This is a genomic window from Bacillus sp. H1a (assembly GCF_000633475.1).
GTDB lineage: Bacteria > Bacillota > Bacilli > Bacillales > Bacillaceae_G > Bacillus_A > Bacillus_A paramycoides.
In genome coordinates this window covers 18,821-31,527 of sequence record NZ_AYMH01000067.1, presented here as the reverse complement: position 1 = coordinate 31,527, position 12,707 = coordinate 18,821, and the positions used below count along the sequence as shown (strand labels likewise).

Genomic DNA, 12,707 nt, shown 5'->3' with positions numbered 1-12,707 from the left:
CCTTGTTTGAATTGTACCATAATTCTCAATATTACAGTTCGGTGAATGAAATTATATGAACGGAAAATGAAATATATCGAAACACAACTCCAATTATATCGACGGAAACTGGAATATATCGAGCACAACTTGAATTATATCGACGCTTCGACATAGAATATCGATTTACCGACAAATATCAACATCTATCTTATATAAAAAAGCAGATACATTATGTATCTGCTTCTCATCATATTATTTAGCTAACGTTTGTAGCTCTTCAAAAAATGTAGGGTATGATACACCTACTGCTTCTGCATCTTCAATCGTTGTTTTCCCTTCAGCTATACAGCCGGCAATCGCAAGCATCATTCCAATGCGGTGATCTCCGTGACTATGTACTGTATCGCCTTTTAAAGTTGATTTTCCGTAAATAATCATTCCATCATCAGTTGCTTCAATGCGGGCTCCGAGTTTCGTTAATTCAGCAACGACTGTATCGATACGATTCGTTTCTTTCACTTTTAACTCGTGTGCATCTTTAATGACTGTAATTCCTTCTGCTTGTGTTGCTGCTAAAGCGATAATTGGTATTTCGTCGATCAATCTTGGAATAATGTCTCCGCCAATTTCAATTCCTTTTAGCGAAGATGTTTCAATTGTAATGTTTGCAGCTGGTTCTGATGCATCTTCATTAATTGGTTCTATAGTAAATGTAGCGCCCATTTGCTCTAAAACATCTATAATACCTGTTCGAGTCGGATTCATTCCTACATTTTGTAATAGTAGTTTACTATTTGAAATAATCGCTCCTGCTACTAAGAAAAATGCGGCTGATGATACGTCACCTGGAACTTGAACATCTGTTCCTTTTAGCTTTTGTCCACCAGCTAGTTTTACAGTTTTTCCTTCACGAGTTACTGTAACGCCAAACGCCTCAAGCATTCTTTCTGTATGATCACGAGAAATATGCGGTTCTGTAACAGCTGTTACACCTTCTGCACGAAGACCTGCAAGTAAAATAGCTGACTTTACTTGTGCACTTGCGACAGGTGAAGTATATTCGATCGCTTTTAAATCTCCACCACGTATTGTAAGCGGCGTAAACGTTCCTTCTTCTCTACCATCAATGTTTGCACCCATTTGTTTTAATGGATTTGTTACACGTTGCATCGGTCTCTTCGCAATTGAAGCGTCACCTTGTACACAAGAAAAGAATGGTGTGTTTGCCAATATACCTGACATTAATCGTATCGTTGTACCAGAATTACCTACATCTAAAACTTGTTTCGGTTCTTGTAAACCTTCTAATCCTTTTCCAACTACCGTAACTTCGTCTCCATTTTGCGTAATCTCTACTCCCATTTCTTTAAAACAAGAAATGGTACTTAAACAATCCGCACCAGGTAAAAATCCTTGAATTGTTGTTTTTCCCTCTGCGATTGCGCCAAACATGACAGCGCGATGCGAAATTGATTTATCACCAGGGATTTTAACTGTGCCATTCAATCCATTAGTTACAGGTTGTATTGTTGTTTCTTTCACGTTCTCACCTTCTTTTTTAAATTGTTTCATACGTTTGGTATTCTTCTATTCCTAGTGCTAGCTTTGCCTGCATGCGATCTTCTTCTCTTTGGAAGCTAATTCGTAACACTCCAAGTAGTCCTTCGCGCGCTTCTAATATTTGCAAGTTTGTAATACTAATTTCTTCTTCTGCTAGAATACTCGTAATATGAGCTAAAGCCCCTACTTTATCTAAAACATCGACGTATAAGTCGTGATAGGCAGGAATTGCGCCCCTCTTTCGTACTGGTAAAGAATCACGGTATTCTTTTGCGTCAGCAAAATAGTTTTGTATTTCGCCTTCGTCTCCTTTAGAAACCGTCTTATATAACTCTCCCATTTCAGAAATCCATTCTTCTAATAGTTCCAATAAATGCTCGCGGTTTTGTTTTACAATGTCACTCCACATTTTCGGACTACTTGATGCGATACGTGTAATATCTTTAAATCCGCCTGCAGCTAGCTGATGAATAAGCGGATTATCACCAGCGTGCTTCTCAACTTGTTTCACTAATCCTGCTGCTATCAGATGCGGAAAATGACTAACAATTCCTGTTACATAATCGTGTTCCTTTGTATTTAAAACGAGAAAATGCGAGCCTGTTCCTTTTAACCATTCTTTTAGCTCATCCACTTGATCAGTTGGCACGTGATTCATTGGGGTTAAAATGTAAAATGCGTTTTCGAATAAGTGTGCCTTTGCACTTTCAACGCCAGTTTTATGAGAACCTGCCATCGGATGTCCGCCGATAAAAGAAACTTTCTTTGATAATAAAGCTTCCGCTTCATTCATAATTGTCCCTTTTGTACTTCCTACATCGGTGACGATAACATCTTCTCGTAAATGAAATGATGCAAGTTTGTGTAATAACTTTTTTGTTTCTTCAACTGGAGAGGCAAAAACAATTAAATTTGCCTCCTCACATGCACGCTGTAAATCTACTGCTACTTCGTCAACTACATGTAATTCTTTTGCGCGCTCTACTTGTTCTTTAAATATATCATAGCCGATAATCGTTACATCTTGCTCTTTTTTTATCGCTAACGCAAGAGAGCCTCCTATTAATCCTGTTCCAATTAATACTACCTTTTTACACATGTGCCTCATCTCGAGACTTACTTTTTTTATTTTCAAAGTGTTGTTTTAACACTGAAATCACTCCCTCATTTTGTTCCCTTGTACCAATTGTAATGCGTACGCCATTTGGAAACGGACGAATAATAAACCCAGCGTGCGCACAAGCTTCATAAATTTCTCCAGCATTCTCTACTGGCAAGAAGATAAAGTTCGTTTGTGATGGATAAAACGGGATTTCATTTTCTTTACAAAAACTTTCGTACTGTTGTAATCCCTCTTCGTTAACACGTACTATTTCTTCAATAAACGCTTCATCACTAAAGGCAATCGTTGCAGCTTTTTGTGCTAATGAAGACACGTTAAACGGCAAACGAACGACATTTAATTTCTCGATTAATTCTTCTTGTCCAATCGCATACCCAACGCGAAATGATGCTAAACCGTACGCTTTAGAAAACGTTCTTAATATAAGAAGGTTTTTATGTTTTTCTAATAGTGGTAACGTCTCTGGGAAATCTTTCGCGGTTACATATTCATAGTATGCTTCGTCAATGACAATTAACGTCTTTTCACTAACTCCCTCAATAAATTGATTTAATTTTCGCTCATTAACATGTGTGCCTGTCGGATTATTCGGGTTACAAATCCAAACGATTTTTGTATGTTTATCAATCACTGAAGAAATTCCATCTAAGTCATATACACCGTTATTTAAAGGAACTTCTTTCACTTCACACCCTTCAATTACCGCATGATGACGGTACTGAGGAAATGTTTCGCCAGCTGTTACGATATTATCTCCTTTACATAGCACTGCACGGCTTATAATTTGAATAACTTCATCAAGTCCACTACCACAAAGCACTTGTTCCATTTGCACTTGTAATTTCTCTGCAATCGTTTGACGGAGCTTTGCAGCACCTCCGTCAGGATATAAAGCATGTTCTTGCCACGATTTTTGTAATTCTCCTAAAACACGAGGTGAACAGCCAAATGGATTTTCATTTGATGCTAACTTAACAAATGAATGATTCCCGTATACTTCTTTCATTTGCTCTGGTGATTTACCTGGTTTATACGGTTGTAATGATGATAGTTGATCTTTTACTCGCATGTTAAACCCGCCTTTTTATTAAAATTCTTTTGCGTATTTGTTATGTTGCGTAATGTTTTGCTTTAATAATGCCATGCGATCTTTTCCGAATTGTTCGACTAGTGCATCTGCAAGTTCCCATGCCACAACAGCTTCAGCTACAACACCTGCTGCGGGTACTGCACAGCTATCAGATCTCTCAATACTCGCTTGGAACGCTTCCTTCGTATCAATATCTACGCTTGCTAACGGTTTATATAATGTAGGAATTGGCTTCATCACACCTCTTACCACAATTGGCATACCTGTTGTCATACCGCCTTCTAAACCACCTGCATTATTAGTTTTTCTTGTGTAGCCTTTTTCTTCATCCCACTTAATTTCATCGTGCACTTTACTTCCTGGCTGTCTTGCCGCTTCAAAACCAATTCCGATTTCAGCACCTTTAAACGCATTCACGCTCATAATAGCACCGGCAAGTTTTGCATCTAATTTACGATCGTAATGAACGTAGCTACCAACTCCAATTGGCATACCTTCTGCAATTACCTCAACAATACCACCGATTGAATCTCCGCTACTTTTCGCATCATCAATCGCATCCATCATTTCTTGTTCTACTTCCTTATCTAAACATCGAACTGGTGAGTTTTCAGTAATCGTTTGAATTTCTTCAATCGGTAAGTGAGTAATATGCTTCGCTTTTACTCCACCAATTTCAAGGACATGCCCTGCAATTTCCACACCTAATTCTTTCAAAATTTGTTTCGCAACTGCACCAGCTGCAACTCTAACTGTCGTTTCTCTTGCAGAAGAGCGCTCTAACACGTTTCTTATATCACGATGGCCGTATTTAATTGCACCGTTTAAATCCGCATGTCCTGGACGTGGTTTCGTTATAGTACGTTTCATTTCTTTACTCTCTTGTTCTGAAATTGGCTCTGCACCCATTACTTTCGTCCAATGTTTGAAATCATCATTTTTTACGATTAACGTAATTGGTGAACCAAGTGTCATTCCATGACGTACACCACTTACAATTTCAACTGTATCTGTTTCAATTTGCATGCGTCTTCCGCGTCCATGCCCTTTTTGTCTTCTTAATAACTCTTTATTAATATGTTCCGCCGTGAGTGTTAAACCTGCTGGTACACCTTCTAAAATAACTGTTAACTGCGGACCATGTGATTCTCCAGCTGTAATATATCTCATTTCTCTTGCCCCTTTATTATTTTTTTGTACAAAAAAGTCCCTACTGAGCGCTCAGTAGGGACGATGTTTATCGCGGTACCACCCTAGTTGTAGACTTATTTCGTCTACCTCTCTTCTTCTTTAACGATCATTTGACCGTCTTTCCCTCCATAAGTGGCGGGAAAGATGCTCCAAGGCTGTAATTCATGCTTACCTTTGTACTGATTCACACCGACCATCAGCTCTCTTTAACAGTGAGATAAGCACTACTGTTTCCTCTTCAGCGCATATATGATATGGAATTAAGATAATTTATTTTTGAAACCTTTTAACTCATCCATGAATCTATGGAATTCTGGAATATCCATTTGCTGTGCAGAATCTGATAACGCAACTGCTGGGTCTGGATGTACTTCCGCCATTACTGCATCTGCTCCAATTGCAAGTGCCGCTTTCGCTGTTGGTAATAATAGATCTCTACGTCCAGTTGAATGCGTTACGTCAACGATAACTGGTAAATGTGTTTCTTTCTTTAAAATCGGTACTGCTGAAATATCTAATGTGTTACGTGTCGCTCTTTCGTATGTGCGAATACCGCGCTCACAAAGAATAATTTGGTCGTTACCTTGCGCAATAATGTATTCCGCTGCATTAATGAACTCATCAATTGTTGCTGCTAAACCACGTTTTAATAATACTGGCTTGTTAACTTTACCTACAGCTCGTAGTAAATCAAAGTTTTGCATGTTACGTGCCCCAACTTGAATTACATCAACGTATTTTAGCGCCATTTCTACATCATTCGGATTTAAAATTTCACTAATAATCGCTAAGTCGAACTCATCTGCTACTTGGCGTAAAATTTGTAAACCTTCTACTCCTAAACCTTGGAAATCGTATGGAGATGTTCTCGGTTTGAAAGCACCACCACGCATTAATTTAAGTCCTTGATCTTTCATCGCTTGCCCTACTTGGCGAACTTGCTCTAAGCTTTCTACTGCACAAGGTCCCATAATGAACGTTTGTGTTCCGTTTCCAATTAATTCACCTTTAACATTAACAATTGTATTTTCTTTTTTCTTTTTACGTGATACTAGTAATGCTTTACGGTTATCATCTTCTTGTAGTTCTAAGCTTGCTTTGAAAATCGTTTTGAAAATATGTTGAACCGTTGACGTTTCGAATGGTCCTTCGTTATGCTCTGCAATCATATCAAGTACTTCACGCTCACGTACTGGATCAAAGCGTTTCGTACCTTGCACTTGTTTTTGCTCCCCAATTTTTTGAACGATTTCACCTCGTTTGTTTAAAAGGTGTAGTAATTGTAAATTGATTTCATCTACCTGTTTTCGTAATTGATCTAATTCATGATTTGCCATTTGGAAATCCTCCTCTAATGTTTTAAAAGTATAGTAAGAGAATGGAAAATTCTCTATTTTCTGAACTGATAAATTATACAAATTCATTGTGGAATCGATACCTCTTCTTATTTTAAACTAATAATTAGTACAAAGACACTATCTACTAGTTAAAATCCCACTTTTTTTGTACAAAAAATCCCTACTGATCCAATCAGTAGGGACGATATTTATCGCGGTACCACCCTAGTTGTAGACTTATTTCGTCTACCTCTCTTCATTGTTAACGATCATTTGACCGTCTTCCCCTTCATAAAGACAATAAGTATCTTTACTTTGAAAAAGATGCTCCAGGACTGTAATTCGCTCTTGTTTTTGTACTGGTTCGCACCAACCACCAGCTCTCTGTTACAGGGAAACAACAACTACTCCTTTTCCTTTCAACGCATGTTTATTTTATTTTCAAGTTGGGCCACCAAAATACAAAAAGTCCCTACTGAATAAATCAGTAGGGACGATATTTATCGCGGTACCACCCTAGTTGTAGACTATATTTCTGTCTACCTCTCTTCACTGTTAACGATCAATTGACCGCTCTTTCTTCATAAAGACAATCGTATCTTTACTACGAAAAAGATGCTCCAAGACTGTAATTCATGATTATCCCTGTACTGGTTCACACCAACCACCAGCTCTCTGTTACAGTAAGACTAACCACTACTGTGATCTCTTCATTGCACTTTGTTTATTCAAATGTTTTTGAAATTGAATAAGTATGATTCGTATTATAGAACGCTTTTTAAAATACTGTCAACAACTTTTTATTTATTTTTTAAAAATTCCGCTACCGCCCTATAGTCCCTCTTGTAAATTCCCCATTACAATTCCGATACGAATCATCTCATTTTCAATTAAATTTAATACATGTTTTTCTACTTCATACTGGATTAATAGTTCTTTTATTTGTATGATTTCATTTTCAAGTAAATCAGCTTCTTGACGTGTTTGAAGTAAAATAAAAAACACATTTGCAAACAGCTCTTTATATTCTTTCATACTATCCTTCTTTTCAAGCATCTCAATAAATAACTGTTTCATTTCTTCTTGATTACATTGCCCTTCTACACCTAGAAATTTACTCGAAATAATACAAAGTCCTTTTTCTAAAATTTCATCCATGCATAAAACAATACGTAAAAGCATCATATACTCTCTCGTTGTTATTACGCCCATTTTCGGACGTTCTCTTAAAAATACACTTAGCCACGCTGTCCAAAATTTTTGTTGTTCCTTTCCGCTTAACGTTTTTACGTAGTAGCATACATACTGCATAAATTTAATTTTATTATTTTCGTTTACTTGCATTAAAAGTGGATACAACCAATCTGTTTTTTGCTCCCAATACAGCACACATTTAATAAATACAAAACTAAGCCATTTTAAAAATGCTTCTCTCGTATACGGATGTAGCGCCTCTAAATGCTCTACTGCATATTTAATATATCTCTTCATTTCTGTAAATAGAGGTAAATTAATTTGCGTATAACATAATCCCGCCCACGCATATTTGGTCAGCTCATTTTCTTTCTTTAAATCTAAGTAAGGTAATACATATTTTCGACACCATTGCTTCTCAATATGGTATAAAAACGTAATATCTGCTGTTAAACGAGCTAACATAAAGTTCGTTCTTTCCGAAGAAACCCTTACCTGTTCCTCAAATAAAAATAAATATTCATACACATTGCGATCATATAAGTGATCGTATGCTAACAGTTTTAGTAATACAGCAGTCATCTTCCCCACCGGATGCTGTATAGACTCATTGTAAAACTCTTGTTTTCCAATTTTAAAATCCGTTTCCCCTCTCATAACTTGTGGAAATAATGAAAAAGCAAAGCGCTTTACAACCCGTATACTATTCTCTTCTAGCTCTTCTAATCGATTGCTAATTTCATATAAAAAACTACTAATTAACCAATGAAAAGTAGTATTTCTAACAAACTTCTGTAATAACGGAATGATCCTTTGAATTTGCTCATTCGTCAAATTCCTATTATTTCGCCATTCTCTAATACAAACAAACCAAACTTCATTACTAATTTCGTGCACGCCTACTAGTTGATAAGCAAACGAAATACTCCACTCTACATTTAATTTACATGCTTTTGATAACATCTCTAAAAAATGGCGTTGCTCAAAAACACCATCTTGAGAAAACTGCCGAACTTGCTTCATTATTTCATCGTCTTTCAGCTGTAGTAATCCGTCTGCTGTTACATTACACGTAATGCTTTGTTCAATAGACTCTTTCTTTGGAACACTGTATCGATCAGAAGAAAAATGAGGGTGCTTCTGTTTCATTAATTCATATCCTTCTATCGTGCATCGACTATTCGAATCGCATGCAAATAATGAATCTAAAACGAGACAAGCATCAAACGCCCTCTCTTCTGCAAGATGTTCTAATACATTTTGAATAATTTCTTCTTTTGTTTCTTCTAAAGCGTCAGCATAATAAATCTTTAAAAGTTGAAACACTTCATGTTTATATGTGAAATCTAAAAGAAGGCCTTCATATAGTAACCACTTTAATTTGACATCTGCAGTAACGAATACATTTTTACTCATTGCTTCAATCGCAATTCGCTTTTGAAGTACACTATCTGTTTCTATCATTTCTGTAATATAATAATTCGCTTTTTTCTCATTGTTTTCACATAAATATGTAAGACATTCTTTTACAATTTGAATTAAAAATGTAAAATCATTTTGCTGTAACTCTTGCTCTGAAATTTCTCTATCTCTTTTTTTCAGTGCATTTTGTCTTAATGACAATAATTGTATCTTTTCTAATCCCATAACCATAATCGGAGCGGCATAGTAAGAGATATGTGGTCTCATTTTCTCCTTCCAAATTCGCTCTACATGAGAAAAAATAGGCACCGACAAACGACTCGATTCCTCAAGTTCTATCGATTCTTGCGTATCATTTCCCCATTTTCTTACACGCTTCAATTTCAGTTTTCCGTCCAAAATAAACGTTAACAACAACAAGCCAATTTCTTTATGTTCAGGGAAAGAACATTTTTGCAATAAGTATGAAATCATTTCAATAGAGCTACTATCTTTTTCTGCCGTTTCTAATACAAGCAATGTCCATTTTGCAAACAACAAAGGGTCCATCGTTTCTTTCGTTTCGTTCAAGTAAGTACAAATTGTTCGCCATAATAACGGGGATATTTTAGAATGATTTTTAAAAATCAATTGAAATAGTTCTTTTTGATGGCTAAAAAGAAATTGCTCCACTAACCATTCCGCAAGTAACTCATCTACTTCATCATAATTTGGCGTAAGCAAAAATAAATTTCTTAGTTTCCCCTCTGCTTCAAGCCATTCTACCCATTCATACTCACGTGCAAATTCAACAAAGTACCGAACTGTTTCTATTTTTTTTATTGACTGTTTTACATACGATAATTGCTCCTGCTCGACTGATGGAGGAACTGTTACAATATCACGAATACGCATTCTTTTTGTAATATAATTATCACCCATTAATTCCGCCCATCGCTTCACCGCTTTCACAAGTGATTGGTGATTATTTGCTTTATTTGGATACACAATTGGTCTTATCCCTAAATGCTCCCAATGGTATGTATTATCACCTTGTGCGACGAAAGCATAACGCCTTGTACTCGGTGGTAAACCTGTTGCTAAATATTTCATTACTGGGTCATTATGACTATACCCAACGAATAAAACGGTGTAATTTGAGAATAGATCCACTAAAAATCGTCTCGCCCAACCTTCCGTTAAGTAAGCCCTTCCAAAATCACCATCTGTTAAAATTAAAGCTTCTTTCTCCTGTTCTATATTTCCATGTATATAAGCCAATCCTTTAAACGCTCTCCCTGTCGGTAAAGCAGGCGCATAATAAATATTCAGCTCTCTATTCATTTCAGCAATTACAGACGTAAAATGTTGATCAAAGTTTGTCGTTACAATACGAACATCCGTATCTAATGGAAACAACCTTGGAATGGCATAATGTAATGGGTTCGGTTTTGATTTTTCTATATTAACGAGATCTCTTGCAACTTGATGCACATCTTTCGTTTTCGCAATTTTACCAAGATAATAATCGTGGGGTTCTGTCATCTCACGCTTTTCGACATATAAAGCTTTCGAAATTTCATCAACTAAATCATCGAAATTCGGTAAGTTTGATTTCCCCTTCATAGAAACTCCTGCTCCAACGAATAATACTAACTTCCCTTGTTCAAGGTGATCGATTAACTCATCTGGAATTTCTACTTCTGAAGTAATCCACATTTGGATTCCCCCTTACCTAAAAATGTCATACGCTCTCATTTTACTATAACATTTTTCCGTTGTTTTTTTAATATTTAGACAAAAAATCAAACATGAAAAAGTTTTATTTAAATTAAACCGTTAAAATGTATGAACTCCTGAATTTATTGTAAAACTATGTATAAATCGGAGGTGTAAATATTGAATGATTTTACTGTAATAGTAATCAAATTTATATCGTGTATCATCGCTTTTAGTATCGGATTAGCTTTATTTTTCCCAGCAACGCTCGTCCAAATTATTTCTTTTAGTCTATTTGTCACAATCGTTTCTTATATGTTTGTTAATAAAATCATTTTAAATCGAATTGGCGATTCTGCTGCCATTATGACAAACTTTTTACTAACGTATTTAAGCGTTTGGATTTTCGGTAATATATTATTAGACAACTACATGCAAATTGCATGGGGTAGTATCCTTTCTGCTATCGTCTTTACATTATCAGAAGTAATCGTCCATCGTTTTTCACATTCACGCACGCGTCATAACAACGATAATATTCGTATTAATCGCAGATTTGCATATGGTACAGAGTTCGCTGAAGAGCAAAATATATTAGATAAAGATAAGAAGAAATAACATTTTGGTGAAGGAGCTCCCTTTTGATAAAGTGGTGCTCCTTTTTTTGTACAATCATTTCGGTACATGAAATTACATCGGCGATTTTCTAATTATTTCGACCACAAATCAAAATATATCAGCGATTTTTTAGATAGATCGGTTCTCCGACATTATTCGGCAACTTGTCTTTCAATAAAAAAAGCTGCCTCCCATTCAGAGACAGCAACTTCTGTAATTACGCTTCTACTTTTAAATCTTTTAACGTAATAACATCCGCAAATGATCCAAGCACTACGTTATGATGTTTCACAATATCTTCAGCACGTAATACATCTGTATCAAACGTGCTATGGGCATCACTTACTAATGTTACTTTATATCCTTCACTAAACGCTCTACGCGTTGTTGTATCAACACAATACTGTGTTTGCATTCCTGAAATAATAACATGTTCAATTCCTTTTTCTTGTAAAACTTCGTTCAAGTTCGTTTTATTAAATGAATCGGGTGTTGTCTTTTCAACGATACTATCACCCTCTTGCGGAGCTATCGCCGCATGTACTTTCCAACCTTCTGTCCCCTTTTCTAACGGATGATCTTTTGGCCCGTTATGTTGCACATAAATAACCGGAATACTATTCGAACGACATTCTTGAATAAGTTCTTGCAACGTTTCTAATAACTTTTCCCCATTATGTACTGGCATTCCCGCTGTATACATACCCGCTTGTACATCAATAACTATTAATGCTTTTTTCATTTCACACAGCTCCCTTTATTTTTATAAGCCCCCTGCATTTTTATTATATTCCACCATCCAACAATCTTCTAATTTCCCCTCATGTAATTCATGTTCTTTTAGTACTTTCACCTTTCTAAACCCGCATTTTTCATAACAGCTTATCGCACGTACATTATTTACTCTAGGATCCATTACTATCGCTTCCGCACCTATTTTCTCCATAATATATGTAATTGCTGCTTGAACGAGATCAGTTCCAATTCCTTTTCCCCAATACGCTGGTTCACCGATGAATTGGTCCATGCCCCATACATTGTGTGATTCTTCATATCCATATAAAGCTTTCCATTCGGAATCAACAGGGTACATTTGTATATAACCAATCGGCATTTCATCAAATTCTACTAAACATCTTTTTTCATTACTGTTTGGGTTATGTATAAAATGATCGAGTACCTTTTCTACAGATTGTGGATTATCTCTTCCTTCGTAATACTGTAAAACTTCTGGATCTGTTAACCATTTAGAGATGATAGGTGCATCTTTTTCTATTACGTATCTAACTGACAATTGTCCCTTATGAAATAACATAAATTACCTCCTTATTAGCTACTCTTATAATACTTTTCTATTTGTGAACAGTAAACTTTTAAAACTGCTTCTACTTGTATAATCCAAAAATAAGAATTTATTCTGTTCAAGTCAAATTGATTATCATAAACTATTATTTAACTAAGAGAATGTTTCCCATAATGAATTTCTTATGTA

The 12,707-nt window shown here is 35.9% G+C and carries 9 protein-coding genes and 3 other annotated features; of the genes, 1 reads left to right on the top strand and 8 read right to left on the bottom strand.

All coding sequences use genetic code 11. The features are described from left to right. Positions 1-234: 234 nt before the first annotated feature. The 6 genes from aroA to U860_RS0126110 all read right to left on the bottom strand — a co-directional run bounded on the left by aroA (position 235) and on the right by U860_RS0126110 (position 10,597). Positions 235-1,524, bottom strand: coding sequence for a 3-phosphoshikimate 1-carboxyvinyltransferase (aroA, locus tag U860_RS0126140; RefSeq protein WP_025150838.1), 1,290 nt, complete (start codon positions 1,522-1,524; stop codon positions 235-237). Positions 1,525-1,540: 16 nt separating this feature from the next. After that, a complete protein-coding gene (gene tyrA / locus U860_RS0126135) occupies positions 1,541-2,641 on the bottom strand; it encodes a prephenate dehydrogenase (protein WP_025150837.1) in 1,101 nt (366 codons plus the stop codon). Beyond that, complete coding sequence (gene hisC / locus U860_RS0126130; RefSeq protein ID WP_002172428.1) at positions 2,634-3,734, bottom strand: histidinol-phosphate transaminase; 1,101 nt, start codon at positions 3,732-3,734, stop codon at positions 2,634-2,636. The genes tyrA and hisC overlap by 8 nt, the downstream gene beginning before the upstream one ends. An 18-nt stretch (positions 3,735-3,752) precedes the next feature. After that, positions 3,753-4,925, bottom strand: a complete 1,173-nt coding sequence (gene aroC, locus U860_RS0126125) for a chorismate synthase (RefSeq protein ID WP_025150836.1) — start codon at positions 4,923-4,925, stop codon at positions 3,753-3,755. A gap of 53 nt (positions 4,926-4,978) precedes the next feature. Further along, positions 4,979-5,197: a binding site (T-box leader), on the bottom strand. Positions 5,198-5,206: 9 nt separating this feature from the next. Beyond that, the gene (locus U860_RS0126115) at positions 5,207-6,283 is read right to left on the bottom strand and encodes a bifunctional 3-deoxy-7-phosphoheptulonate synthase/chorismate mutase (protein ID WP_025150835.1); all 1,077 of its coding nucleotides are present in this window, start codon (positions 6,281-6,283) and stop codon (positions 5,207-5,209) included. 195 nt (positions 6,284-6,478) lie between these two features. Then, positions 6,479-6,715 (bottom strand) — a binding site (T-box leader). Between the two features lie 54 nt (positions 6,716-6,769). Further along, positions 6,770-7,006: a binding site (T-box leader), on the bottom strand. Positions 7,007-7,114: 108 nt separating this feature from the next. Then, entirely contained in the window at positions 7,115-10,597 is a 3,483-nt protein-coding gene (locus U860_RS0126110; RefSeq protein WP_029953103.1) for a DUF4020 domain-containing protein, read from the bottom strand. A gap of 180 nt (positions 10,598-10,777) precedes the next feature. On the opposite strand from U860_RS0126110, the gene U860_RS0126105 reads away from it, so the two are divergent. Then, a complete protein-coding gene (locus U860_RS0126105; RefSeq protein ID WP_025150834.1) occupies positions 10,778-11,215 on the top strand; it encodes a YndM family protein in 438 nt (145 codons plus the stop codon). Positions 11,216-11,432: 217 nt separating this feature from the next. Here U860_RS0126105 and U860_RS0126100 read toward each other — a convergent pair whose 3' ends face one another. Both U860_RS0126100 and U860_RS0126095 read right to left on the bottom strand, forming a co-directional pair. Beyond that, complete coding sequence (locus U860_RS0126100) at positions 11,433-11,957, bottom strand: cysteine hydrolase family protein (RefSeq protein WP_025150833.1); 525 nt, start codon at positions 11,955-11,957, stop codon at positions 11,433-11,435. 21 nt (positions 11,958-11,978) lie between these two features. Further along, positions 11,979-12,530, bottom strand: a complete 552-nt coding sequence (locus U860_RS0126095) for a GNAT family N-acetyltransferase (protein ID WP_025150832.1) — start codon at positions 12,528-12,530, stop codon at positions 11,979-11,981. Between the last annotated feature and the right edge of the window lie 177 nt (positions 12,531-12,707).

Bases quoted from the DNA above. Each gene is read 5' to 3' on its own strand.
- tyrA (WP_025150837.1), bottom strand. From the start codon at position 2,641: ATGTGTAAAAAGGTAGTATTAATTGGAACAGGATTAATAGGAGGCTCT.
- hisC (WP_002172428.1), bottom strand. From the start codon at position 3,734: ATGCGAGTAAAAGATCAACTATCATCATTACAACCGTATAAACCAGGT.
- aroC (WP_025150836.1), bottom strand. From the start codon at position 4,925: ATGAGATATATTACAGCTGGAGAATCACATGGTCCGCAGTTAACAGTT.
- U860_RS0126115 (WP_025150835.1), bottom strand. From the start codon at position 6,283: ATGGCAAATCATGAATTAGATCAATTACGAAAACAGGTAGATGAAATC.
- U860_RS0126110 (WP_029953103.1), bottom strand. From the start codon at position 10,597: ATGTGGATTACTTCAGAAGTAGAAATTCCAGATGAGTTAATCGATCAC.
- U860_RS0126100 (WP_025150833.1), bottom strand. From the start codon at position 11,957: ATGAAAAAAGCATTAATAGTTATTGATGTACAAGCGGGTATGTATACA.
- U860_RS0126095 (WP_025150832.1), bottom strand. From the start codon at position 12,530: ATGTTATTTCATAAGGGACAATTGTCAGTTAGATACGTAATAGAAAAA.